21 protein-coding genes are annotated in these 25,298 nt (G+C 72.0%); 8 read left to right on the forward strand and 13 right to left on the reverse strand.

Features of this window, described 5'->3' with window-relative positions; all coding sequences use genetic code 11:
* Positions 1-152: 152 nt before the first annotated feature.
* Positions 153-1,295 (forward strand): flavin reductase, encoded by a 1,143-nt coding sequence (locus tag WD794_12285; GenBank protein ID MEX2291088.1) that lies wholly within the window; start codon positions 153-155, stop codon positions 1,293-1,295.
* Between the two features lie 29 nt (positions 1,296-1,324).
* On the opposite strand, the gene WD794_12290 is transcribed toward WD794_12285, so the two are convergent.
* The 5 genes from WD794_12290 to WD794_12310 all read right to left on the reverse strand — a co-directional run bounded on the left by WD794_12290 (position 1,325) and on the right by WD794_12310 (position 7,737).
* Complete coding sequence (locus WD794_12290) at positions 1,325-2,548, reverse strand: CaiB/BaiF CoA-transferase family protein (protein MEX2291089.1); 1,224 nt, start codon at positions 2,546-2,548, stop codon at positions 1,325-1,327.
* Between the two features lie 135 nt (positions 2,549-2,683).
* A complete protein-coding gene (locus WD794_12295) occupies positions 2,684-3,871 on the reverse strand; it encodes an LLM class flavin-dependent oxidoreductase (protein ID MEX2291090.1) in 1,188 nt (395 codons plus the stop codon).
* Positions 3,872-4,124: 253 nt separating this feature from the next.
* Complete coding sequence (locus WD794_12300; GenBank protein ID MEX2291091.1) at positions 4,125-5,606, reverse strand: aldehyde dehydrogenase; 1,482 nt, start codon at positions 5,604-5,606, stop codon at positions 4,125-4,127.
* A gap of 143 nt (positions 5,607-5,749) precedes the next feature.
* On the reverse strand, positions 5,750-6,859 hold the full coding sequence (locus tag WD794_12305) for an aconitase family protein (protein MEX2291092.1): 1,110 nt from the start codon (positions 6,857-6,859) through the stop codon (positions 5,750-5,752).
* On the reverse strand, positions 6,766-7,737 hold the full coding sequence (locus WD794_12310; protein ID MEX2291093.1) for an aconitase family protein: 972 nt from the start codon (positions 7,735-7,737) through the stop codon (positions 6,766-6,768). The genes WD794_12305 and WD794_12310 overlap by 94 nt, the downstream gene beginning before the upstream one ends.
* A gap of 219 nt (positions 7,738-7,956) precedes the next feature.
* Between WD794_12310 and WD794_12315 the strand changes: the two genes are divergently transcribed.
* Both WD794_12315 and WD794_12320 read left to right on the forward strand, forming a co-directional pair.
* Positions 7,957-8,886 (forward strand): IclR family transcriptional regulator, encoded by a 930-nt coding sequence (locus tag WD794_12315; GenBank protein ID MEX2291094.1) that lies wholly within the window; start codon positions 7,957-7,959, stop codon positions 8,884-8,886.
* Positions 8,883-10,130: a CaiB/BaiF CoA-transferase family protein gene (locus WD794_12320; GenBank protein MEX2291095.1), complete on the forward strand. Its 1,248-nt coding sequence runs from the start codon at positions 8,883-8,885 to the stop codon at positions 10,128-10,130. The genes WD794_12315 and WD794_12320 overlap by 4 nt, the downstream gene beginning before the upstream one ends.
* A gap of 16 nt (positions 10,131-10,146) precedes the next feature.
* On the opposite strand, the gene WD794_12325 is transcribed toward WD794_12320, so the two are convergent.
* Positions 10,147-11,352: an acyl-CoA dehydrogenase family protein gene (locus tag WD794_12325; GenBank protein ID MEX2291096.1), complete on the reverse strand. Its 1,206-nt coding sequence runs from the start codon at positions 11,350-11,352 to the stop codon at positions 10,147-10,149.
* A gap of 113 nt (positions 11,353-11,465) precedes the next feature.
* Here WD794_12325 and WD794_12330 point away from each other — a divergent pair, with 113 nt between their 5' ends.
* Entirely contained in the window at positions 11,466-12,860 is a 1,395-nt protein-coding gene (locus WD794_12330) for a wax ester/triacylglycerol synthase family O-acyltransferase (protein ID MEX2291097.1), read from the forward strand.
* The gene (locus WD794_12335; protein ID MEX2291098.1) at positions 12,857-13,363 is read left to right on the forward strand and encodes a hypothetical protein; all 507 of its coding nucleotides are present in this window, start codon (positions 12,857-12,859) and stop codon (positions 13,361-13,363) included. Before WD794_12330 ends, WD794_12335 begins: the two co-directional genes overlap by 4 nt.
* Before the next feature lie 11 nt (positions 13,364-13,374).
* Here WD794_12335 and WD794_12340 read toward each other — a convergent pair whose 3' ends face one another.
* Positions 13,375-14,151, reverse strand: a complete 777-nt coding sequence (locus WD794_12340) for a lipase (protein ID MEX2291099.1) — start codon at positions 14,149-14,151, stop codon at positions 13,375-13,377.
* Positions 14,152-14,215: 64 nt separating this feature from the next.
* Here WD794_12340 and pruA point away from each other — a divergent pair, with 64 nt between their 5' ends.
* A complete protein-coding gene (gene pruA, locus WD794_12345; protein MEX2291100.1) occupies positions 14,216-15,844 on the forward strand; it encodes an L-glutamate gamma-semialdehyde dehydrogenase in 1,629 nt (542 codons plus the stop codon).
* A 42-nt stretch (positions 15,845-15,886) separates the two neighbouring features.
* Here the strand turns inward: pruA and WD794_12350 are convergent, their stop codons facing one another.
* The 6 genes from WD794_12350 to WD794_12375 all read right to left on the reverse strand — a co-directional run bounded on the left by WD794_12350 (position 15,887) and on the right by WD794_12375 (position 23,451).
* Entirely contained in the window at positions 15,887-17,188 is a 1,302-nt protein-coding gene (locus WD794_12350) for an MFS transporter (protein MEX2291101.1), read from the reverse strand.
* Entirely contained in the window at positions 17,185-18,858 is a 1,674-nt protein-coding gene (locus tag WD794_12355; GenBank protein MEX2291102.1) for a fumarate hydratase, read from the reverse strand. Before WD794_12355 ends, WD794_12350 begins: the two co-directional genes overlap by 4 nt.
* 67 nt (positions 18,859-18,925) lie before the next feature.
* A complete protein-coding gene (locus tag WD794_12360; protein ID MEX2291103.1) occupies positions 18,926-20,077 on the reverse strand; it encodes an acyl-CoA dehydrogenase family protein in 1,152 nt (383 codons plus the stop codon).
* A gap of 16 nt (positions 20,078-20,093) precedes the next feature.
* Positions 20,094-21,275 carry a CaiB/BaiF CoA-transferase family protein gene (locus WD794_12365; GenBank protein MEX2291104.1) on the reverse strand — a complete coding sequence of 394 codons (1,182 nt, stop codon included), beginning with the start codon at positions 21,273-21,275 and terminating at the stop codon, positions 20,094-20,096.
* Complete coding sequence (locus WD794_12370) at positions 21,275-22,483, reverse strand: MmgE/PrpD family protein (protein ID MEX2291105.1); 1,209 nt, start codon at positions 22,481-22,483, stop codon at positions 21,275-21,277. The genes WD794_12365 and WD794_12370 overlap by 1 nt, the downstream gene beginning before the upstream one ends.
* A gap of 41 nt (positions 22,484-22,524) precedes the next feature.
* Positions 22,525-23,451, reverse strand: a complete 927-nt coding sequence (locus WD794_12375) for a GntR family transcriptional regulator (protein ID MEX2291106.1) — start codon at positions 23,449-23,451, stop codon at positions 22,525-22,527.
* Here WD794_12375 and WD794_12380 point away from each other — a divergent pair.
* Positions 23,369-24,274: a CoA ester lyase gene (locus WD794_12380; GenBank protein ID MEX2291107.1), complete on the forward strand. Its 906-nt coding sequence runs from the start codon at positions 23,369-23,371 to the stop codon at positions 24,272-24,274. The two genes, WD794_12375 and WD794_12380, sit on opposite strands and share 83 nt — an antisense overlap.
* Complete coding sequence (locus tag WD794_12385) at positions 24,271-25,296, forward strand: MaoC family dehydratase (GenBank protein MEX2291108.1); 1,026 nt, start codon at positions 24,271-24,273, stop codon at positions 25,294-25,296. Before WD794_12380 ends, WD794_12385 begins: the two co-directional genes overlap by 4 nt.
* Positions 25,297-25,298: the final 2 nt, after the last annotated feature.

Consider the following 25,298-nt stretch of genomic DNA (forward strand, 5'->3'; position numbering starts at 1 on the left):
CGTTCCGGCCCTGACGACCGGAGGACGCAGTGACCTACCCCATGCACGAGGCCGACCAGCTGCAAGGGGGCTGCGACAACTCCTAGCGTCAAGGGGCAAGCAGGTGTTGCGTGCGCCACAGCGCACCGATCAGCAGAGTGGAAGGAGAGGAGATGACCGGAGTCGCCCACCCGCAGGCGAGCCTCGCACAGGAGGTCTTTCGGGACGTGATCGGCTGCTTCGCCAGCGGCGTCACCGTCATCACGACGACCTCGAACGGTGTCGACCACGGCACCACCGCCAGCGCCGTGTCCTCACTGTCCATGGACCCGCCGATGCTGTTGATCTGCCTCAACAAGACCAGCGAAACGCAGGCCGCCGTCCTGGAGTCGGGTGTCTTCGGAGTCAACATCCTCGCCGAGGGCCAGGGCGAGCTGGCCTACCGGTTCGCGAAGAAGGGGCAGGACAAGTTCGACGGCGTACCGGTCGTGCGCGGGGGACAGACCGGTGTCCCGCTGCTCGAGGGCGCTCTGGCCCACCTCGAGTGCGAGGTGCAGGAGAGCGTGGCTGGCGGTACCCACACCGTCTTTCTGGCGCGGGTGGGACAGGCTGTCGGCTTCGACGCAGCGCCCCTCACGTATTTCCGCGGACGCTTCGGGCGGCTGGAGAGCGCGCTGGACGAGGCCGCCTACCGTGAGCTGCGGACCCGCGTCATCGAACGAAGGCTGCCCGTCGGGCAGACGTTGGATCCGGGCAGGCTCGCCACCGACCTCGGGGTGGACGCCCAGCGGGTCTTCTACGCGCTGACCAAGCTGTGTGCGGACGACCTCGTTGCACGGCAGGTCGACGGCTACACAGTCGAGCCCCTCACCGGGCCGGCCGCCGAGCAGCTGTTCGATGCCAGGTGCACGGTGCAGGTGGGGGTCGTCGAACAGACGGTCGGGACGGTAGTCGGCGATGCGCTCGACCTGCTGGACGCGCTCGCCACCGAGCTGGCGCAGATCGTCACCAGCAACTCCCCGGATCTTGCGACGTTCCTCCACACCTCCCACTCCTTCCACCGGCACCTGGTCGCGCTCGCCGGCTGCGCCCCGCTGAACGAGCTGTACGAACGCCTGGGCATCCCGGCGTTCTGGAACCGGATGATGGCCGACCGGCAGTGGTGGCGCGAGTTCGATGTTGTCCACCACACGGATCTGGTCCGCGCGTATCGGGCCGGGGACGTGACCGAGGCCAAGCGGCTGGTCTGTCAGCATCGAGACCAGGTCAAGGGCCTGGTGCGGGCGTTGATCAACCAAGCCGGCGGGGAGGTCTGACCGGGCCCGGAGGACGCCGGTGCCCAGGCCTAGATGACGCCGATGGCGGCGAGCTCGTCCAGGGCCCGCTCATCCAGCCCGAGCAGCTCGCCGTAGACCTCGGCGTTGTCCGCGCCCGCTCGGGGACGACCGGCCCAGCGGACCGAGCCCGGCGTGGCCGACAGCTTCGGCACCACACCCGGGCCCAGGACGTCGCCACCTACTCGCTCGTCGAAGTGCGGCACGAGCATGTCCCGTGACTGGAACTGGCCATCCTGCACCACGTCGGCGATGGTGTTCACCGGACCGACGACCACGCCGGCGTCCTCGAGGATCCGGGTGAGGGTGTCGGAGTCGTGCTGTCGCGCCCAGTCAGCGACGATGTCGTCGATCTCGTCCTGGTGGCGGCCGCGCGCCGTGTGCGAGTGGAAACGGGGGTCATCGACCAGCTCAGGACGGCCCATCGCGGTGCACAGCCGGCTGAAGACGCTGTTCTGGTTGGCGGCGATGACCACCCAGCGCCCGTCCGCAGACTGGTACAGGTTGGACGGTGCGATCCCCGTGAGCCGGGTGCCCGAGGGCTCGCGCACGATCCCGCCGCGGTCGTAGTCCGGGATGCTCGACTCCATGAGGGCCAGGCAGGACTCGGTGAGCGCCACGTCGACCACCTGGCCCCTGCCGTCGCCTCGGCGGTCGCGGGCGAGCAGCGCCATCAGCACCCCTTGGGCGGCGAACATGCCGGCCAGCGAGTCCCCGATCGACAACGCCGGTCGCGGCGGAGGGCCTCCCGGGTAGCCGTTGAGGTAGCGCATGCCGCTCACCGCCTCGGCCACCGACGCGTACCCGGGACGCCGGGAATCCGGGCCGGTCTGCCCGTAGCCCGACACTCGAGCCACGACCAGCTGCGGATTGCGCTCACCGAGCAGCTTCGGGTCCAGGCCCCACTTCTCCAGAGTGCCGGGGCGGAAACTCTCCAGGAGAACGTCGGCCGTGTCGACGAGGCGCAGGAACAGGTCTCGGCCCTCGGCGCAGCGCAGGTCCAGCGTGACACAGCGTTTGTTGCGCGCATGCACCGTCCAGAAGAAGTGGTGACCGTCCTGCTCGGCCTGACCCCATTCGCGCAGGGGGTCCGGCGAACCCGGCGCCTCCACCTTGATGACGTCTGCCCCGTGGTCGGCGAGCAGTCGCCCGCAGAAGGGGCCGGCGATGATCGAGCCGAGCTCGAGCACGCGCACACCGGTCAGGGCCGCAGGGGCGAGGTCGTCTGTGGACACGACGACGAAACTAGGAACCCTTCGCCCACCGGTCTATCCGCGCGCTGCCCGGGACTGTCCGTCCTGCGCAGCTACCAGGGGCGGCTCGGCGGCGTCCGGTGGCACCCGGCGTCCCGGGTGCCTGTGCCGTCGGTGTCAGTCGTGCCGGACGCCTGCCTGCACCATGCGCGGCATGACCTCGGAGCCGAAATACTTCAGCTCCTCGTTGAAGTCCACCAGCCCCATGATCATGCCGTCCATCCCGGCTTCCTGCAGCTTGACGAACTCCTCCGTCACCTGGTCCGGCGTGCCGACGATCGGATAGCCGCCCCAGCCGGCGATGAACCGGGTCTGCATCTCCTTGACCGCGTGGTCGAAGGACTGGCTCGCCCCGGAACTGGCGATCTTGATGACGTTGCCGGCGGCTCCCCAGTCACCGTCGTCGATGACCCGCTGGTGGAACTCCTTGGCCTCCTTCTCGGTGTCCCGTGCGATCACGAGCCCGTAGGTCATCACCTGGATCTCCCGGTCGTGCTCACGGCGGGCCTTCTCCTTGATGGTGGAGGTGTACGCGGCGATGTCGTCCAGCGTGGCCAACGACGCGAAGTTGATGTCCACGTTTCGGGCGGAGAACTCGACGCCTGCCGCCGAATTCCCGGCGTTGAGCAGGACCGGCCGCGGAGCCTGGTGCGGCTTGGGATAGGCCTCGACGTCGAGCCCGTGGAAGTACGTGCCGTTGACATCGAAGGGGCCCTCCTCCCGCCACAGCTGCATGGCGAAGTCCAGCCACTCCTGGCCGAAGGCGTAGCGCTCGTCGTGCTCGCGCTGCTCGCGGCCGAACATCTCCATCTCGGGCGTCACCCAGCCCATCACCAGGTTGAGCGCGAACCGACCGCGCGAGATGTGGTCGATCGTCGTGGCCGCCTTGGCAGCCACGATCGGGTGCACGGTCGGCAGGTGGCTGGTCGAGGCGATCGCGATCCGCTCGGTGGCCTGTGCGACGCCCGCCGCCCAGGTGTAGGTCTCGAAGCAGTTGCCGTTGAAGTTCGTGCTGCCACCGAAGCCTTTCCAGCGGGCGATCGGCACCAGGGCCTCCAAACCGAGGTCATCTGCGCGACGAGCGATCTCGAGCGTGTGGTCCCAGGTGACCTCATAACTACTCGGTGCGTGGCTCATCACCAGTCCGTAGGAGCAGTTGGTACCGAACAGCCCAAGCTTCATCTTCTGGTCGTTGAGCAGCGGGTTGGTCTGCCGGCGGTCCACCAGGGGCTGGGACTCCGACGGCGGACGCGGCTCCGTCGGGGCGAGACCGAGACGCTCATTCGCGGACTGGGTGATGGTCACAGCGGTTCTCCTCGGAAGTGGTGGGGGCTGGCCGGTGCCGCGCGCGAACTCCCCCGGTACAGGGACCAGGCGCTGCGTCGCGCGTCACGTCCAGCCAGACGCTACGGTCGTGGCGGTCGCAGACGACAGCCGCGCAACGCGAGCCGATGACCGCCCACTGCAGACTTCTGTCGGAGATCGCCCGGCGTACGGATTGGCAGGTGGCCGGCTCCAGGGGGAACGGGACCGTCCTCCGGCTCTCCTCCAGCCGGGATCACCCGAGCTGGAACGGGTCCCGGGTGCCACCGGTCAACTCCACGAAGACGGACTTGGCCTCGGTGTATTCGTTGAGTGAGTCGATGCCGTTCTCGCGACCGAGCCCGCTGTGCCCGAATCCCCCGAAAGGCATGTTGGGTGCCACCACCCGGTACGCGTTTATCCAGACGGTTCCGGCGCGGAGCTTGGCGGCGACCCGGTGCGCCCGGTGCACGTCCTTGGTCCAGACGGCGCCGGCCAGTCCGTAGGGCGTGTCGTTGGCCAGCTTCAACGCCTCGTCCTCGGACGTGAAAGTGATGGCGGCCAGGACCGGGCCGAAGATCTCCTCTCGGACAACGGTGCTGTCCAGCGTCACGTTGGTGACCACAGTGGGCTTGACGAAAAGGTCACCGCTCTCGGGGGCGGCCTCCCCGCCGCAGGCGAAGCTCCCTCCTTCGTCCTTGGCGCTCTGCAGGTAGCCCAGCACCTTCTCGTACTGCGGCTGGTTGGCGACCGGCCCCATCTCGGTCTCCGGATCGGTCGGGTCACCGAGCTTGATGGTGTTGGCCCGCGCCACGATCTTCTCCACCAGTGCGTCATGGATGTCGGCGTGCACGATGAGGCGGGAACCCGCCATGCAGGTCTGCCCCGTCGCGGCGAAGACACCGGCGACCAGGCCGTTCGCGGCGGCGTCCAGGTCCGCGTCCGGAAAGACGATCTGCGGGCTCTTTCCGCCCAGCTCCAGCGTGACCCTGTTGACATTGGCGGCCGCCGCCTGCGCCACCTTGATCCCGGTGGCCGTGGAGCCGGTGAAGGCCACCTTGTCCACCCCGGGGTGAGCAGCCAGCCGTTCGCCGGTGGACCGGTCCCAGCCGGTCACGACGTTGAGCACCCCGGCGGGCAGCCCGGCCTCGAAGAGCACCTGGGCGAAGGCGACCGTCGAGGCAGGCGAGTGTTCCGAGGGCTTGGCGACGCAGGTGTTGCCGGCGGCGAGCAGCGGCGCGAGCTTGAACGTGAGCAGCAGCAGCGGCGAGTTCCAGGGCGTGATGGCCCCGACGACGCCGACCGGCTCTCTGCGGGTGTAGGCGAAGTAGTTCGGGTTGACCGGCGGCACGGTCCGGCCCTCGATCTTGTCTGCCAGACCGGCGAAGTAGTAGTACCACTGCGGCAGGGCCTTCAGCTGTCCGAGCATCTCCCGTAGGAGCTTCCCGGAGTCCTGCACCTCGAGACGGGCCAGCCGCTCGGCGTTGGCCGCGATGCCGTCGCCGCAGGCCCGCATGATGGCGGCGCGCTCGAAACCGGTCTTCTGGCCCCACTCGCCGTCGAAGGCGGCGCGGGCGGCGGCGACGGCATGGTCGATGTCTTCGGGGGAGCCGTCGGCGATCCGGGCCCAGGGCTTCCCCAGGTAGGGATTCTGGGATTCGAACGCCTTACCGGACAGCGCATCGACGGCTCGACCGTTGATGAAGAGCTTGAATTCCTCGAGCTGGCTGGAGTTCATCGACTCTTTCCTCTACTGCAGTGAGGTGCAGAGCACCTTCGTTGGGCCTCGTCGAGGGGCCACGGTAGCCACAGCGGCCGCCCCCCGGCTATCCGCCGGGCGAAGCAGCATGACCGCAGAGCGCAACAGCGCCGTCCGGCGCATCACCGGAGGTCGCCGGCCACGCCAGCCGGGACGGCCGGAACGCCGATCGGCAGCCTCCCGCCTTGCCGCACGGTCGCCAGCAGTCCGCCGGCGCGCAGCACGTCGCGCTCGCCCGGTGACAGCTGGAGCTCGAGCTCGACCTCGCCCACCCCCTCGACCTGCGCCCGCACCGACTCCTGGCCGGCCAGTGCAGCCGTCAGACCGGAGATCTGCCAGCGTTGGCCCACCCGGGCCTGGGCCCGGCCCATCTCGTCGGCCAGTACGAGTGGGACGACGCCGACCGAGATGAGGTTGCGCCGGTGGATCCGGGCGTAGCTGCCGGCGACGATCGCCCGGACACCCAGGTGCAACGGCGCCAGCGCGGCGTGCTCCCGGGACGAACCCTGCCCGTAGTTGTGGCCACCGACGATGATGCCGCCGCCCCACTGCAGCGCCCGGTCGTGGAAGCCAGGGTCCAGTCGCCGGAACATGAATCGGGCGCATTCCTCGATGTTGGACCACACCGACATGGCGATCGCCCCGTCCGGGGCCATGTCGCCGGTGGAGATGTCGTCGCCGACCACGACCAGGACCCGTGCGTCAAGGTTCTCGGGCAGTGGACCGGAGCGCGGTGGGGGAACCAGGTTCGGGCCCCGCTCGACGACGACCGCCCGCCGCTCCTGCAGCGGCTTGGGTGTGGTGATGTGCCGGTCGTGCACGGTCACATCCGGCTCGGCCGCCGGTCGCAGCGGGGGGCGGTCGGCACGGCGCGGGTCGGTCAGCACACCGGTCAGCGCGCTGGCCGCCGCTGTCGACGGCGAACACAGGTACACGCAGTCCTCAGCGGTCCCGCTGCGGCCCGGGAAGTTGCGGTTGAAGGTGCGCAGCGACGCCGCACCCTTGAGCGGTGCCTGCCCGATGCCCACGCACGGGCCGCAGACCGGTTCGAGCATCCGCGCGCCAGCCTCCATCAGGTCCTCGTACACCCCCGATCGCACGATCGTGTCCAGGATCTGCCGTGATCCAGGCGTGACGGTCAGCTGGATGCCGGGCGCCACCGTGTGGCCGCGCAGCACGGCTGCGACGGTGGCCAGGTCCTCGTAGGAGCTGTTGACCGAGACCCGACGCACACCTGCACGAGCTCGATGCCGGCGGCCTCGGCGACCGGGACGACGTTGCCCGGAGACGGCGGTAGGGCTACCAGCGGCTCCAGCGAGGACAGGTCAATACGCTCGACCGCGTCGTAGCTGGCGCCGGGATCGGCTGCCAGCGGGTGCCACGCGTCCTCCCGCCCCTGCGCGGCCAGCCACCGCCGGGTCTCGTCGTCCGAGGGGAACACTCCCGTCGTCGCGCCGGTCTCCATGACCATGTTGCAGATCGTGGCCCGTCCCGCGGTCGAGATGCCCGGCACACCGTCGCCGAAGAACTCGAACACCGCCCCGCGGCCACCTCGCACCCCGTAGCGGCGCAGCAGCTCGAGGACCACGTCCTTGGCCTCGACTCCCTCGCTCAGCCGCCCGATCAGCTCCACCCCGATGACTCGTGGGCAGGGCAGCTCGAACCCGTAGCCGGCCATCGCCACGGCGACCTCCAGGCCACCCGCTCCGGTCGCGAACATGCCGACCGCACCCGCCGTCGTGGTGTGCGAGTCGGCCCCGACCAGCAGCTGCCCTGGTCGGGCGAACCGCTCCAGGTGGATGTAGTGCGAAATGCCGTGTCCCGGCGGCGAGAAGCGCATGCCGTAGCGTTCGGAGAACGTCCACAGGTAGCGGTGGTCCTGCATGTTCTTGTCATCGATCTGCAGCACGTTGTGATCCACGTACATCACCGCGAGCGGGACGGCCACGTCCATGACGTCACCCAGCAGTTCGAACTGCATCGCCGTCATCGTCCCGGTCGCGTCCTCGACGAGTACCTGGTCCACCGACACCGTGATGTCCTGGCCCGCGACCAGCTCACCGGCCACCAGATGACTGCCGAGCAGCTTCACCGTCAACGTCTCGCCCACTCGCCACGCCTCACGATCGTGGCCAGCACCCCCCTACGGCGCCGACCGGGCGGCCATCCTGTCACGCGTCTCACGCAACACCTGGGGCGCAGATCGTGCCCGGGCCGGGTCGGGACACCGGCCCATGACCAGATCTCCCGACCTGTTGCCGCGGTCACGGATCTGTGTCACAGTGATCCACCACGTGGATATCGCGTCCACGATGCGGATTCATGAATGATGTCCGACGAGCTCATGGGGGAGAGCGAAACCACGATGCCAGGTCCGGCTGCACCCTCTCGGCCGAGCGCGGTCGGCCCGGGGCGAGCCGCGTCCGCCGAGCCGCACGGCCGCAAGCCCGTGCTCGTGCTGCGCAAGGCCCGCGCCGTGCTCGACGCCTTCACACCCGCCGTGCCCGAGCTGACTGCGCGCGAGGTCCAGCGTCGTACCGGCCTGCCCCCGACAACCTGTCTGAGGCTGCTCCAGGCGTTGGTGGACGAGGGGTTCCTGGACCGTCAGGACGACAAGTACCGCCCGGGACTGGCCCTGCTCGCGTGGGCGGGCACGGCCACCGAGGCCCTGGACCTGGTCGCCACCGCCGCGCCGGTGCTCGCCGCGTTGCGTGACGCCACAGGGGAGAGTGTGTGCCTGTTCGTCCGGCAGGGCGGGCACCACATCTGCGTCGCGGTCGAGCAGACCTCGCACGCTGTCGTGCACATCCTGCGGGTCGGCCAGGTGCTCCCGCTGCACGCCGGCTCGGCAGGCAGGGTGTTCCTCGCCTTTGACCCGACGGCGGCCGAGGCGCTGCCCGCGGCCCGGCTTCCTGCGTTCACCGAGCACACACTGACCGGGCGTGGGCAGCTGCAGCAGGCGGTGGACGCGGTGCGACGAGACGGACATGCCGTGTCGTACGAGGAGCGTTCGGTCGGTGCAGCGTCGCTGAGTGCTCCCGTCTTCGATCACACCGGTTCACTGGTTGCGGTCCTCGGCATCGCTGCTCCGGTCCAGCGGTTCGGCCCGGACCTGGTCCCGGCGCACGCCCAGGAGGTGACCGGCGCAGCCGCCAAGCTCTCGCGTCGTCTCGGCCATCGCGGTGAAGGAGCAGGCGTGATCGCCCGGAACGCCGGCGGCGGGGCCGGGACCGCTGCCGGCGAGCGGGTCGAGCAGTGAGCGAATCAGCGCCCGGAGCGGCCAACGGACCGGCGGCGGGTCCGCTCACCGGGATCCGCGTGCTGGAGCTCGGCAGCTTCATCGCCGCACCGATGGCCGGGCGACTGTTCGCGGAGTTCGGTGCCGACGTCGTCAAGGTCGAGCGGCCCCGGACCGGCGACGAGTTGCGCAGCTGGCGGCGGACAACCGGCGACACCTCGCTGCTGTTCCGGACCATGGGCCGCGGCAAACGTTCGGTGACGCTCGACCTGCGCCAGGCCAAGGGGCGGGAGCTGGCGCTGGCGCTCGTCGCGCGCAGCGACGTCGTGCTGGAGAACTTCCGCCCGGGCACGCTCGAGAGGTGGGGCCTGGGCCCGGAGGCGCTGTACGCCGTACGGCCCGACCTCGTGCTGGCCAGGATCAGCGGCTATGGCCAGAGCGGTCCGTATCGCGAGCGGCCCGGCTTCGCCAGCGTCGCGGAGTCGATCGGTGGGCTGCGCAACCTCACCGGAGACCCGGACCGCCCGCCGGTCCGCGTCGGCGTCAGCCTCGGTGACTCGCTCGCCGGGCTCTACGCCGCCGTGGGGGTGCTCATGGCGCTGCTGAAGCGGGAGAGGACAGCCGGCGTGGCGCCGCCGGAGACGGTCGACGTCGCGCTCCACGAGGCGGTGTTCGGCGTCCTGGAGGACCTGGTGCCCGAGTACGACGGGTACGGCGTCGTGCGACGGCGTACCGGCGCGGCACTGCCCGGCATCGTCCCGTCGAACACCTACCCGGTCGCGGGTGACGGCTGGGTCGTGATCGGCGGTAACGGCGACGCGATCTACGGTCGCCTGATGACCGCCGTCGGGCGGCCCGATCTCGCCGACGATCCTCGGCTGGCCGACAACGTCGGCCGGGTCGGGCATCGCGACACGATCGACGAGGCCATTTCGTCGTGGACGCGACGGCACGACCTCGACACCGTCGTGCGGGTGCTGGAGGACGCCAGGGTGCCGGTCGGCCCGATCTACGACGCGGCGGACATCCTCCAGGACCCGCACTACGCCGCGCGGGACATGCTCGTGCGCCATCAGGTCGAGATCGAGCCCGGCGACGTCCGTGAGGTGGCCTTCCCCGGCGTGGTGCCGAAGCTCAGCAGCTCACCCGGGAGCACGCGCGGAGTCGGACCGGACCTGGGAGCGCACACCGACGAGGTGCTCGTCGAGCTCGCCGGTGTGGCGCCGGAGCAGCTCAGGACCCTGCGCGAGACCGGCGTCATCTAGTCACCCCCGAGCTCTGTCAGCGCGACGCGTACTTCCCGAGCTCCTGCCGGGCCACCGTGCGCAGGTGCACCGCGTCCGGGCCGTCGGCGATCCGCAGGGTCCGCATGCCGGCCCACATCCGGGCCAGCGGGAAGTCGTCGCTGACCCCGCCGGCGCCGTGGATCTGGATGGCGCGGTCGAGGACGTCCAGCGCCACCCGCGGGGCGATCACCTTGATGGCGGCGATCTCCGAGCGGGCGCCCTTCGCGCCGTACCTGTCGATCATCCAGGCGGTCTTCAAGGTCATCAGGCGGGCCTGGTCGATCTGCATCCGCGACTCGGCGATCGCCTCGCGCACCACCCCCTGGCGGGCGATCTCCTGCCCGAAGGCGACCCGTGACGCCGCCCGCTCGCACATCAGCTTCAAGGCCCGCTCGGCCGCACCGATGGAGCGCATGCAGTGGTGGATGCGCCCCGGGCCGAGGCGAGCCTGAGCGATCATGAATCCGTCGCCCTCACCGGCGATCAGGTTGCTCGCGGGGACGCGGACGTCGGTGAAGCGCAGCTCGCTGTGACCGTGCTGGTCCTGGTAGCCGAAGACGGGCAGCGGCCGGACGTTCTCCAGGCCGGGCGTGTCGATCGGGACGAGAACCATCGACTGCTGGCGGTGCGGCGACTCGTTCGGGTCGGTCTTGCCCATGACGATGAGGATCCGGCAGCGCGGGTCGGCGGCGCCGGTGATCCACCACTTGCGGCCGTTGATGACGTAGTCGTCACCGTCCCGCTCGATCCTGGTCGAGATGTTGGTGGCGTCGGAGGAGGCGACGTCGGGTTCGGTCATGGCGAAGGCGGAGCGGATCTGCCCCTCCATCAGGGGCTGGAGCCACTGCGACTTCTGCGCCGGGGTGCCGAACATGTGCAGCACCTCCATGTTGCCGGTGTTCGGCGCGTCGCAGTTGATCGCCTCCGGGGCGATGTGCACCGACCAGCCGGTCAGCTCGGCGAGTGCGGCGTACTCGACGTTGGTCAGGCCCGACACGTCCGGCAGGAAAAGGTTCCACAGGCCCCGCGAGCGGGCCTGCGCCTTCAGCTCCTCGACGACCGGCGGGAGGGTGTGGTCCGCCGGCCCCTTCTCGTGGCGGTACTGCTCGTAGGCCTGCTCGGCCGGGAAGACCGAGGCATCCATGAAGTCCTGCAGGCGACCCAGGTAGTCCTGGGCCTTGGCCGAGTGCTCGAAGTCCACGTGGCGCCCTTCTCGTTCAGGTGCGGAGAGGCCCAGTGTCCCCGCGTGCAGGGAGGGCTGCAGCACCGGGCCAGGGCTGTGTGACCATGACGCGCACCAGGATCGGAGTTTCGATGGCCGAACGGCTCAGTCCGCTCGACGTCTCCTTCCTCTACATGGAGACGCCGACCACCGCCATGCATGTCGGCGGTGTCGCGGTCTTCGAGCCGCCGGAGGCGGGCTTCGACTACGACCGCCTGGTAGAGCTGATCAGCCAGCGGATCGCGCTCGTGCCCCGCTACCGCCAGAAGGTGCGGCTGATCCCTGGTCGGCTCGCCAACCCCGTCTGGGTGGACGACGAGGATTTCGACGTCACCTACCACGTCCGCCGCAGCGCGCTGCCCAAGCCGGGTACGAACGCGCAACTGCGCGAGCTGGTCGGCCGGCTGCAGAGCCGCCAGCTCGATCGCCACCGGCCGCTGTGGGAGATCTACCTCGTCGAGGGGCTGCAGGGCGGCCGGGTCGGCGTCGTCACCAAGACCCATCACGCGATGGTGGACGGTGTCTCGGCGGTCGACATCGGCACAGTGATCCTGGACCTCACGCCGGAGCCGCGTGAGGTTCCCGAGGACGACTGGTCGCCCCGTCGTGAGCCCGGCGCCGCAGCGCTCATGGTCGGGGCGGTGACCGATCTGGTGAAGCGCCCCACCCAGGTGATGGACACCGCACGGGTCGCCGCCGTGGACGTCCGTGCGACGGCCGGCAAGGTCGCCGGCCTCGCGGGCGGCATGCTCTCCTCGGTCGGGACGATCATGCGGCCGGCACCGGACTCGCCGCTCAACGTGCGCATCGGCGAGCAGCGCCGCTTCGGGATGGCGCGCACCGACCTGGACGACTACAAGCGGGTCCGTAAGGTGCACGGCGGCACCGTCAACGACGTCGTGCTCGCCACGGTCGCCGGCGCGCTGAGGGCGTGGCTGATGACCCGCGGCGAGGCGGTCACGCCGGCCACGACCATTCGCGCGATGGTTCCGGTGTCGGTGCGGCCGGAGGGCCAGGGGGGGCCGGTCGGCAACCAGGTGTCCTCGTACTTCGTGGAATTGCCGGTCGGCGAGGGCAACGCGGTCATGCGGCTGCACCAGGTGTCGTTCGCGATGCGGGGCCACAAGGCGTCCGGCCAGTCAGTCGGGGCCGCGGCGATCGTGCAGCTGTCGGGTTTCGCGCCGCCGACGCTGCATGCGCTCGGCGCCCGCGTCGCCTCCAGCTTCACCCGGCGGCTGTTCAACCTGGTGGTCACCAACGTGCCGGGCCCGCAGTTTCCGTTGTACGCCGCGGGAGCGCGGATGCTCGAGATGTACCCGGTCGTGCCGCTGGCCAAGGGGCAGGCCGTTTCGATAGGGCTGAACTCCTACGACGGAAGGGTCTACTACGGGCTGAACGCCGACCGCGACGCGATACCCGACATCGACGTGCTGGCCGGGCTGATCGAGGAATCGCTCGCCGTGCTGGTCGGTGCGTCGGCGCCGTGACGCGGGTCTACCTGCCGTCCACGCTGCACGGGCTGCGCACGCTGCTCGAGGCGGGATCGCTCGGGGAGCCGCCGCTGCCGGGCTATGCCGTCACGGGCGCGCTGCGCGAGTGGTACGCCGAGGGTGACGAGGAGGAGCTCGAGTACGCCGTGCTGATGCTCGCGGCGCGGGCGTCGGTCCGGCTGCTGGACCGCGCCCTGCTGCTGTCGCCGGAGCTGCCCCCGCGGCGGGTGGTCCTCGTTGCCGAGGTCGGTGCGACCGAGCCGGTGCCGGACGTCGACCGGGCCGCCGTGCGGGTGCTCGAACCGGTGCCGCTGCGGCTGGTGCAGGCGGTCCATGTGGACGGCTCGGACGCCGAGCCCGACGTGCGGGCGGCCGCCGAGGCGCTGGTCGAGGCCGACCTCGGCAGCGAGGACGCGGCGTTCGTCGTCGAGCAGGCCGACGGCCACGAGCTGCAGTGGTACGCCACCCAGGAGATCGGCCCGCTGCTCGAGCTGGGCTGAGGGCTGTGCGCTCAGCCCATGGGGCAGCTCTGCGGCGCCGCGACGTCGTCGACCGAGAGCGCTTGCAGGACCAGTGCCTGCACGACCGGCCCGGTCGGCAGCGTGCCGTGCGTGACCTCCGAACCGGGACACAGGTCCTGCAGAGCGACGTTGACCGCACCGTCGAGGCGGGCGGACTCGGGGGGCGTCACGACCTCGTCCTGGATGGTCCAGACCGACAGCCACTGCGGCCCCGGAGGCGTCTCGTCCCCGGTGCTCAGGTCGTCGAGCAGGTCACTGCCTGGCACCAGCTGCCGGCAGGCCGGCGGGCAGGAGCCGGGTGCGAAGGCGGCGCCGACCGCGGCGAGCTCGGTGCCGTGGTGGGGAGAGCCCAGCGTGATCACCCGGCGGGCGCTGTGGGCGGCCTCGCGGACCCACAGCCGCGCGACGATTCCGCCTGCACTGTAGCCGATCACGTCCACAGACGGGGCGCCGGCGGCGAGCGCCGCGTCGGCCGCCACCTGCAGCACCTGCGCCGACGCCCGCAGGTCGCCGGTGCCGTCGCCGGGCAGCCGCACGACGGTGGCCTCCCGCCCGGTTTCGCGCAGCGAGGTGGCCAGCACCTCGAGCGCGCTGGTCGCACCGCCGTAGCCCGGTACCAGCAGCACCGGGCCGGGCCGGTCCTGCGGCGCATGTCCCAGCGGCGGCAGTGGGACGCTGCCCGCCGGCAGCCGGGCGAGCAGCGCCGTCCCGCCGAGGATCACGAGCACCAGCGCGACCGCCTGCAGCAGCCGTCGGGAGGGGCTCACGAGGCCCGGAGCAGGGCGTGGCGCACACTGTGACGCTAGCCCGGGCCGTGACAGCATGGCCGTCGTGGACGTCGTCAGCTTCGTACCGCCGCCGCTCAACGAGCCGGTCCGGACGTACGCCCCCGGCAGCTCGGAGCGGGCGTCGCTCCAGGCGCGGCTGAAGGAGCTGGGCAGCACCCCGGTCGACCTGACGATGACCGTCGACGGCGAGCAGCGCGTCGGCGGCGGGACGCCGATCGACGTCGTGCAGCCGCACCGGCACGCCGCCGTCCTCGGCACCACCCGCGAGGCGACACCGGCCGATGTCCGGTCCGCCGTCGACGCCGCGCTGGCTGCCGCACCGGCCTGGCGCGCGACGTCCTACGACGACCGGGCCGCCGTCCTGCTGCGCGCCGCCGAGCTGCTGGCCGGGCCGTGGCGCGACACCCTGAACGCCGCCACGATGCTCGGCCAGAGCAAAACGGTCGTGCAGGCCGAGGTCGACAGTGCCTGCGAACTGATCGACTTCCTGCGCTTCAACGTGTCCTTCGGCCGCCGGGTGCTCGAGGAGCAGCCGAGGTCCTCTCCCGGGGTGTGGAACCGGATGGACCACCGGCCGCTCGAGGGGTTCGTCCTCGCGATCACGCCGTTCAACTTCACCGCCATCGCCGGCAACCTGCCGCTGGCACCCGCCCTGATGGGCAACACCGTCGTCTGGAAGCCCTCGCCCACCCAGCAACTCGCCGCGCACTTCACGATGCGGCTGCTCGAGGCGGCTGGGCTCCCGCCCGGCGTCGTCAACCTGGTCACCGGCAACGGGGCGGCGGTCTCCGAGGTCGCCGTGCCGCACCCGGAGCTGGCCGGCATCCACTTCACCGGGTCGACCGCGACGTTCCGGCAGTTGTGGCAGGCCGTGGCCGCGAACCTGCCGGCGTACCGGAGCTATCCGCGCCTGGTCGGCGAGACCGGTGGCAAGGACTTCGTGCTCGCGCACCCCTCCGCCGACGTCGGTACGCTCGAAGTCGCTCTGGTACGAGGCGCTTTCGAGTACCAAGGCCAGAAGTGCTCGGCGGCCTCGAGGGCGTATGTCCCACGCTCGCTGTGGGAGGCAGGGCTGCGCGACTCGCTCGCCGACCAGGTGCGTTCGCTGTCCTACGGTGATGTCAGCGACCTGCGGCACTTCGGCGGCGCGGTCATCGACCGGCGCGCCTGGGACCGGCTGTCGGCGGTCCTGCGCGGTGCGGCGCAGGACCCCGCGCTGGAGGTGCTGGCGGGAGGGAAGGCCGACGACGCCGAGGGTTTCTTCGTCGAGCCGACCCTCCTGGCGGGTCAGGACCCGACGCACGAGGCCTTCTCCCGCGAGTACTTCGGGCCCGTGCTCGCCCTGCACGTCTACGACGACGGGGACTGGGACCGCACACTGGACCTGGTCGACGAGACGGCTCCCTACGCGCTGACCGGCGCACTGATCGCCGACGACCCGTACGCCGTGGCGCAGGCCACCGAGCGGTTGCGCTTCACGGCCGGAAACTTCTACGTCAACGACAAGCCGACCGGCTCCGTCGTCGGCCAGCAGCCCTTCGGCGGTGCCCGGCAGAGCGGTACCAACGACAAGGCGGGTTCGGTGCTGAACCTGCTGCGCTGGACCTCGCCGCGCACGCTGAAGACCACCTTCGTGCCGCCGCGTGAGCACACCTACCCGCACATGGGATGACCTCCGTCGTCGGCGTGACGGACCGCGGGCTCGCGTCGAGGATCACGAGCGCCGCTCGTCGCCCTCGAGGCCGTCGAGCAGCCCGGCCACGTCGTCCAGGGCCAGCCCGGCTGTGCCCATGTCGGAGGACTGCTGCCGGAACGGCGCGACCGGCGGCTGCTGGGCCAGGCCCTGGCGCAGCACCCGCCGGGCCACCGTCATGAGCAGCGCCGACCCGAGCAGGGCGAGCGCCGCCACCGACCAGGCGACCCGGTAGGAGAAGGCCTCGACCAGCAGCCCGAACAGCAGCGGCCCCGTCGCACCGCCGGCGAAGATGCCGGTCTGCGTGATGCTGGTGGCGATGGCGGGCGCAGCCGGGTTGAGGCGCACGACGGCGAAGGTGAGCAGGCCCGGCCAGCTCCAGCCGAGGCCGAAGGCCAGCGCCGTCCCCGGTACCAGCATCGGCACCGACGTGGTCGCCAGCAGGGCCATCCCGACCGCCCCGGTACCGATCATGGCGATGACGACCGCCAGGTGGCCGCCCTCGCGCGCGTCCGCCCGCCAGCCGGCGAGCAGCCGGACGATGACCCCGAGCGCGCTCCCGCCGGCGAGCAGCAGCCCGGCGGAGCCGGTGGACAGCCCGACCGAGACGGCCGACTCGACCAGGAAGGCGCCGAGGGCGTTCGCGGCGCCCGAGGCGAGGGCGCCGGCCAGACTCAGCAGCGCCAGGACGCGGACGGCAGTGTCCCCCGTACGGTCGGCCCGCGGGCTCGGTGCCGCATCCGGCCGCGCGGCTCGGGGAACCAGCGGGAGGTAGACCAGCGCCAGCAGCGCGGTCCCGAGGAAGGCCGCCCGCCAGCCCAGCGTCAGTCCGACGGCGGGCACGGCCAGCCCCGCGATCAGCGTGGCGGCGGGTACCGCGGACTGCTTCACGCCGAAGGCCAAGCCCTGGCGGGCGACCGGGACGGCCCGGGCCAGCGCCTGGTTACTGCCGATCTGGGCGAGCGAGTTGGCCACGCCCGCGACGGACAGCGCCACCAGCAGCACGGCGTACGACCCGGCCAGCGCCATGGCGACCAACGCGGCGGCCGACAGGAAGGCGCCCAGGATCGTCGTCGACCGTGCACCGAGCCGGTGCGCGACCCGGCCGGCCGGTACGGCGGTCACCGCTGCCACCGCGAAGAAGGTGCTGACCGCGAGGCCGAGCTGCAGCTCACCGAAGCCCAGCTCACCGCGTACAAGCACCGCGAGGCCGCCCAGCAGGAACACCGGCAGGGACGCCAGCACCGTCGACAGCGCGGCGGCGGCAACGGTGCGACCGACGGCCGCCGGCGGAGCCTGGGCGGCGCGGCCGGCGCCGGTCACGGGGCTGCCGGCGGGGCGCCCTCGGGTGGGCGGCTGCCGATGGTGACCGGCGTCCCGGTGTCCTGCGGCGCGTAGAAGTCGTTGCCCTTGTCGTCGACGACCACGAAGGCGGGGAAGTCCTCGACCTCGATCCGCCAGACCGCTTCCATGCCCAGCTCGGGGTATTCCAGCAGCTCCACCTTGCGGATGCAGTCCTGGGCCAGCCGGGCCGCCGGTCCGCCCACCGAGGCCAGGTAGAAGCCGCCGTGCTCCCGGCAGGACTCGGTCACCTGCCGGCTGCGATTGCCCTTGGCCAGCATCACCAGCGAACCGCCGGCGGCCTGCAGCCGCGGCACGTAACCGTCCATCCGGCCGGCCGTCGTCGGCCCGAAGGACCCGGACACCATGCCCTCCGGAGTCTTGGCCGGGCCGGCGTAGTAGACGGCGTGCTCGCGCAGGTAGGCCGGCAGTGGCTGCCCGGCGTCCAGCAGCTCACCGAACTTCGCGTGCGCGATGTCGCGGGCGACCACCAGCGGGCCGGTCAGCGACACCCGCGTCGTGACGGGGAGACGGGACAGCTGCGCGCGGACGGCGTCCAGCGGCTGGTCGAGGTCGATCCGCAGGACGTCGCCGCCGAGCTGCTCGTCGGTCACCTCGGGCAGGTAGTGCGCCGGGTCGGCCTCCAGCTCCTCGAGCCAGACGCCGTCGGCATCGATCCGGGCCCGGGCCTGCCGGTCCGCGGAGCAGGACACGGCGATCGCGACCGGGCAGGACCCGCCGTGGCGGGGCAGCCGCACGACCCGGACGTCGTGGCAGAACCACTTCCCGCCGAACTGCGCGCCGAGGCCGATCTGCCGGGTGATCTCGTGCACCTGCGCCTCGAGCTCGAGGTCGCGGAAGCCGTGGCCGCCGGGCGAGCCGGTGACGGGCAGGGTGTCGAGGTAGCGCGCGCTGGCCAGCTTCGCGGTCTTGAGCGCGTACTCCGCGCTGGTCCCGCCGATCACGACGGCGAGGTGGTACGGGGGGCAGGCAGCCGTACCGAGCGAGGCGATCTTCTCCTGCAGGAAGCGCAGCATCGAGGCGGGATTCAGCAGCGCCTTGGTCTCCTGGTAGAGGAAGGACTTGTTGGCCGAGCCGCCGCCCTTGGCCATGAACAGGAAGTCGTACGCCGCGCCGTCACCGGCCTGCAGCTCGATCTGCGCGGGCAGGTTGCTGCCGGTGTTGACCTCGTCCCACATGGTCAGCGGGGCGAGCTGTGAGTAGCGCAGGTTGAGCGAGGTGTAGGCGTCGAAGATCCCGCGCGACAGGTGCTCGGCGTCCCGCCCCTCGGTCAGGACCTGCTGCCCGCGGGTCCCGAGCACGATCGCGGTCCCGGTGTCCTGGCACATCGGGAGCACCCCGCCGGAGGCGATGGCGGCGTTGCGGAGCAGGTCCAGCGCCACGAACCGGTCGTTGGGCGAGCTCTCCGGATCGTCGTGGATGTGCCGCAGCGAGGCCAGGTGCGACGGCCGCAGCAGGTGGGAGATGTCGCGCAGCGCTGCGCGGGCCAGCAACCGCAGCGCCTCGGGGTCGACCTGCAGGAAGTCACGGCCGAGCACGGAGACGGTCGACACGCCGTCGGCGGTGAGCAGCCGGTACGGGGTGGCGCCCGGCGTGACCGGGAGCAGCGGCGTGTAGCTGAAGTCGGGCACGTCGGGTCCTTCGGGGAGAGAACGGGTGGCCGGCCCGCCGGCTGCGGCCGAGGGCTGCGGCCGTGGACTACAGTCCGCCGCGCTTGACCAGCTGCGCGGCGATCACGTTGCGCTGGATCTCGTTGGTGCCCTCGCCGACGATCATCAGCGGGGCGTCGCGGAAGTACCGCTCCACGTCGAACTCGGTGGAGTAGCCGTAGCCGCCGTGCACCCGAATAGCGCTGAGCGTGATCTCGGCCGCGGCCTCGGACGCGAACAGCTTGGCCATGCCGGCCTCGAGGTCCGAGCGGGCGCCGGAGTCGTAGGTGCGGGCGGCGTGCTGGACGAGCTGCTGGGCCGCCGCCAGTTTGGTGGCCATGTCGGCCAGCAGGTTGCCGACCGACTGGTGCTGCCAGATCGGCTTGCCGAAGCTCTCCCGCTCCTGGGCGTACTTCAGCGAGTCCTCCAGGGCTGCCCGGGCGACGCCGGTCGCCCGGGCAGCCACCTGGATCCGGCCCACCTCGAGCCCCTTCATGAACTGGGTGAAGCCCTTGCCCTCCACGCCGCCGAGCACCGAGCTCTGCGGCGTGCGGTAGTCGCTGAAGGACAGCTCGCAGCTCTCCACGCCCTTGTAGCCCAGCTTGGGCAGGTCGCGCGAGACCTCGAGACCCGGGCCGTGCTCGCACAGCAGGATGCTCATGCCGCGGTGCGGGGGGTCGGCCTGCGGGTCGGTGCGCACCAGCACCGCGAGCAGTGCCGAGCGCCGGGCGTTGGTGATCCAGGTCTTGGTGCCGTTGACGAGGTAGTCCTCGCCGTCCTTGCGCGCCGTCGTGCGCAGCGCCTGCAGGTCCGAGCCGCCGCCGGGCTCGGTGAGGGCCATCGTCGCGCGCACCTCGCCGGTCGCCATCAGCGGGAGGTAGTGCGCCTTCTGCTCCTCCGTGCCGTGCGCGAGCAGCAGCTTGGACACCACGGTGTGGCCGCCCATCGCGCCCGCGAGGGTCATCCAGCCACGGGCCAGCTCCTCGGTGACCATCGCGTAGCACGGGGTCGACACCGCGACGTGGCCGTACGGCTCGGGGATGGCGAGCCCGAAGATGCCCATCTCCTTCATCTGCTCGATGAGGGCCTCGGGGTAGGCATTGGCGTGCTCGAGGTCGCTGGCGACCGGCTTGACCCCCTTGTCCACGAAGTCGCGGACGAGCTCGACGATCTGCTGCTCTTCACTGCTCAGTTCGGTCATGTGGTCCTCCGGGAGCTCATACGGCGCCGTTCTGGCGCAGGCGGGTGATCCGCTCCTCGTCGTAGCCGAGGGAGGTGAGGATCGCGTGGGTGTGCTCGCCGAGAGCGGGCACCGGGTCCATGCGGGGGTCGACCCCGTGGATGGAGGTGGGCGGCAGCAGAGCGCGGATCGGTCCGCCCGGGGTGTCCACCTGCCGCCAGCGCTCGCGGCCGGCGAGGACCGGGTGGTCCAGCAGTCCCTGGACGGAGTTGACGCTGGCGTGCGCGACGTCCGCGGCGGACAGCAGCTCGCCGGCCTGGGCCTCCGTCAGCTGACCGAACCGGCCATTGATCAGCGCGTTCAGCGCCGCGCGGTTCGCGACCCGGTCGGAGTTGCGGGCGAAGCGCGGGTCGTCGGCCACGCCGGCGTCGCCGAGCACCACCCGGCACAGGGCGCGCCACTCGCGGTCGTTCTGCACCGCGACGAGCACGACGCCGCCGTCACCGGCGGTGTAGGGGCCGTAGGGGGCGATGGTGGCGTGCTCGATGCCGACCCGGTCGGGCTGCCGGCCGGAGCCCTCGGTGTAGTAGAGCGGCGAGCCCATCCACTCGGCGAGCGCCTCGAACAGCGAGACCTCCAGCGCCGGCGCCACGCCGGTGTTCGCGCGCTGCAGCAGGGCGGTGAGAATGCCGCTGTAGGCGTACATCCCGGCGGCGATGTCGGCCACCGAGATGCCGGCCTTGGCGGGGGACTCCGGCGGTCCGGTGAGCGAGACCAGCCCGGCCTCGCACTGCACGAGCAGGTCGTAGGCCTTGTGGTCCCACCACGGGCCGGTGCTGCCGAAGCCGGTCACGTCGCAGACGATCAGCCTCGGGTGGCGGGTCTGCAGCGTCGCCGCGTCCAGCCCCAGCCGCTTGGCCGCGCCGGGCGCGAGGTTCTGCACGAAGACATCGGCGTCCTCGAGCAGGCGGTCGACGACGGCGAGGCCTTCGGGTGACTTGAGGTCGCAGGTCAGCGACTCCTTCGACCGGTTGATCCAGACGAAGTAGCTGGACTGCCCCTGGATCGACTCGTCGTAGCCGCGGGCGAAGTCGCCCGCCTCCGGCCGCTCGACCTTGATGACCCGCGCGCCGAGGTCGGCGAGCTGGCGGGTCGCGAAGGGGGCCGCGACCGCCTGCTCGATCGTCACGACGGTGATGCCGTCCAGCGGAAGTGCCATCAGCCGACCCGTGCCGGTGTGCGGGGGGCCAGCCGTGCGCGCAGCAGGCCGGCGGCGTCGGCCCACGTGGCGGCGAGCACCTCCTCGGCGAGAGGGCCGGCGCAGTCCCGCACCTTGGCGGCCATCTCCGGCCCGCTCGGCGGGCGGCCCGGCGCCCCGGGCGGCACCTCCAGCACGGTGCGGACGGTCGAGCCGTCGCGCAGGTCCAGCTCCACCTCGCAGGTCCCGGCCAGCAGCCAGTCCCCGCCGTCGGTCAGCTCGACCTCGACCGCCTCGGCGAGACGGACCGCCTCGGGACGCCGGACGGCCTCGTCCTCGAAGCTGGCGAAGCCGGGGAAGCTGTCCAGCAGCGCGGCGGCCACGGCGTACTCCAGGCTGAACTTGCCCTCGAGGCCGGTGGTCGGGTGGGAGTGGATCAGCGGCTGGACCGTGCCGGCGGGCGTGCGCAGCCGGACGCGCACGACGTCGCGGGCGGCCAGCCCGGTCTCGCGTACCGCGGCGATCGGCCGCTGCATCGCGTAGCAGCACGGGTGCACCTTCACGGCCAGCCCGCCGGGGACGGCCGGGCCGGACAGGTCGAGGCGGGCCGGGTCGCCGCCCACCAGGGCGAGCCACTGGTCCAGTGCGGTCGGGTCGGCCGACGCTCCGGCCGCCGCCAGCCGCGCCGCCCGGACCCCCGCGTCAGCCGCGAAGCCCACCTGCAGCGACTTGGCGTGCGTCCCGAAGGCACGCTGGACGCCGCCGGCCGCCGGCAACGCCAGCGCCATCGCCCGGGCGGTCGCCTCGGCGTCGAGCCCGAGCGCCACCGACGCCGCGACCGCGGCGGCCGGCGCCCCGGCGGTGCAGGTGGCGTGCCAGCCGGCCGAGTAGTGCGGCCAGCCCAGCGCGGTGCCCAGGCGCGCCATCACCCCGGCGCCCGCCAGGTAGGCGCGGGCGTCCCCGCCGACCGCGAGGGCCGCCGGGACGCAGACCACGCTGATGTGGGTGGTGGACTCCATGTGCAGGTCGTCGAAGTCCAGCACGTGCCCGAGCGTGGCCCAGCGGGCCGGCTCGGACAGCTCCTCGACGACCGGGACGATCGGGTGCTCCCGGGCGGCGACCGCCACGGCGAGCACGTCCAGCAGCGACCGGTCGGCCAGGGCGAGGTCCTGCGGTGTGGGTGCGAGCGTGGTGGCCCAGCGGGCCAGCTCGACGGCCGGGTGCGGCACGGTTCCTCCAGGGGTGGACGGGAGTCGGGGCGGGTGATGTGTCAGCTGCCGGAACGGCGCAGCCGGACCCGGTAGGAGTAGCGGTCGGGGTGGAACCAGTTCGTGGCGAGCTCGACCGGCCGCGACGTGCTGTCGGTGTAGATCCGGTCGATCCGCAGGACGCACCCGCCCTCGGGGGTACCGAGCACGTCGGCCGCCTCGGCGGGGACGGCATGGACGCTGATGCTCTGATCGGCCTCGAGCACCGGGTCGGCGAGCCGGTCGTCGAGCAGGCCGAGGACGGTGTGCTCGCTGGTGGCCCCTACCTCCTGCAGCTCGGGGACGTCGGTCAGCAGCCGCCCCACGTCCAGCGGCAGGTGCACCTGGGTGAAGCACAGCGGCACGCCGTCGTGCAGCCGCCGGAAGCTGACGCTGCAGACGACGTCGCTGTCGAGCCGCAGCCGCCCGGCGGCGGCCAGATCCACCCGGCGCTGCAGCGGGAGCACGAGCTCCAGCCGAGTGTCCAGGGACAGCGCCATGAGGTCCTCGACGGAGCCGAACTGACGCACGTAGCGGGAGTCCCGCGGCGCCGGGAACGTGCCGCGACCGGCGATCCGGTAGATCAGCCCCTCGCTCACCAGGTCCAGCATCGCGCGCCGGACCGTCTGCCGGCTCAGGCCGTGGCTGAGGGCGAGCTCGGCCTCGGTGGGCAGCCGGCCACTGTCGCCGTAGCGACCTTCGAGCAGCGCGGCGCGTAGCTCGCGGGCCAGCGCCCGGTAGGCGCTCTCCTCGTGGCCGGTGCGGACGGGAACGGCTTCTCCTCGGGGGTACCGTGTGGCTACATTGGTACGGCCAATGTAACCAGCCTGGCCGGCAGCGGCAAGGCCCGGAAGGAGAGCAGGCCCTGTGACAGAGGTCGCTTCCGCCTCGACGCCGTCCCGGCGCTCGGTGCTGTCCGTCCCCGCGAGCGACGCGCGCAAGATGGCCAAGGCGCTCGAGAGCCCGGCCGACCAGGTCGTCCTGGACCTCGAGGACGCCGTCGAACCCGGCAGCAAGGACCGCGCGCGGGAGTTGCTGGTCGGCGTGCTGCGCGAGCTGCCCGACGCCGACGTCGCGCGCGTCACGGTCCGGGTCAACCCGGCTCGTTCGCCGTGGTGCCACCTGGACGTCGCGGCCCTGGCCGAGCTGCCGGTCCTGCCCGGCTCGCTGGTCCTGCCCAAGGTGGAGGGGCCGGGGGACCTCGCTTTTCTGGACCGGCTCCTGGACGGCGTCGAGGCCAGGAGCGGGCGCCGCTCCCGGATCGGCGTCCAGGCGCTCATCGAGAGCGCGGCCGGCGTCACCGCCGTCTCCGAGACAGCCCGGGCGGGGGAGCGGCTGGAGGCCCTCGTGCTCGGCTACGCCGACCTGGCCGCCTCCCTCGGGGTCGTGGCCGCTCCGGAGCGGCGGCTCCAGCTGTGGCTGCCGGTGCAGTCGGCGGTGCTGGTCGCGGCCCGCGCGGCGGGTGTCCAGGCGGTGGACGGCCCGCACCTCGGGGTGCACGTCGACGAGGCCTTCACGGCCGCTGCCGAGCGGGCCCGCGACCTCGGCTTCGACGGCAAGTGGGCGATCCACCCCCGGCAGGTGGACGCCCTCAATGAGATCTTCACCCCCGCGCCGGCGCAGGTGGAGCACGCCCGCGCGGTGCTCGAGACGCTGGACCGGGCCGCCCGCGAGGGTGCGGCCGGTGCCGCGCTGCTGGACGGGCAGATGCTCGACGAGGCGGTTGCCGTGGCTGCCCGGCGGGTGCTGGCCCGCGCGGGGGGGTCCGCGTGACCGACCGGGCGGCCGAGGGCCCGGGGGCGCAGAGCCCGGTGGCCGAGGGCCCCTACTTCGACGACCTCACGCACGGCGACGTCTTCGAGACCGCACCGCCGGCGACGCTCACCGACGGCGCCGCTGCGGTGCACGCGGCCATCGTCGGGGAGCGGCTGCGGCTCGCGCTCGACGCCGACCTGAGCCGGCACGTCACCGGCGAGCAGCGCCCGATGGCCCCGCCGTCGCTGGTGTGGGATCTGGCCATCGGGCAGTCGACGCCGGTCACCCATCACGTCAAGGCCAACCTGTTCTACCGCGGGCTGGCCTTTCGGCGGGCGCCGACCATCGGCGACACCCTGCACACGCGCACCAAGGTCGTCGGGCTCCGGCAGAACACTCCGCGCCCCGACCGGGCCCCCACGGGCCTGGTGGCGCTGCGGATCACGACCGCGGACCAGCAGGACCGGACGGTGCTGGACTTCTGGCGCTGCGCCATGCTGCCGCTGCGCGACGCGGCGGCGCGGACCGGGCACACGGACGACCTCGCGGCCGTCGGGCGGGCGGTGCAGGAGCCCGGTGCGGTGGCCGCCGCCTGGGACCTCGAGCCCTTCCGCGACACGTTGCCGCCCGCCCTGCGCCGCGAGGTCCTGCCGGGCACCCAGTGGCAGGTCGGCGGTGGCGACGTGGTCTCCAGCGCCCCGGAGCTGGCCCGGCTGACCCTGAACGTCGCCCGCACCCACCACGACGACGAGGCCGGCACCCGCCTCGTCTACGGCGGCCACACCATCGGGCTGGCCCTCACCCAGGCGGTGCGTGCCCTGCCCGAGCTCGTGACCGTGCTGGCGTGGCACGGCTGCGACCACACCGGGCCGGTCCGCGAGGGCGACACGCTGCAGAGCACCGTGCTCGTGGAGGACGTGCAGCCGGGGCCGGCGGGTGGCCGGCTGGTGCACCTGCGCTCCCGCGTCACCGCCCGCACCGGCCCCGCGGACCCTCCGCGGGACGTGCTCGACTGGCGCTACGTCGGGTTGCTCGCGTGAGC

Source organism: Mycobacteriales bacterium (assembly GCA_040902655.1).
Classification (GTDB): Bacteria; Actinomycetota; Actinomycetes; order Mycobacteriales; family SCTD01; genus SCTD01.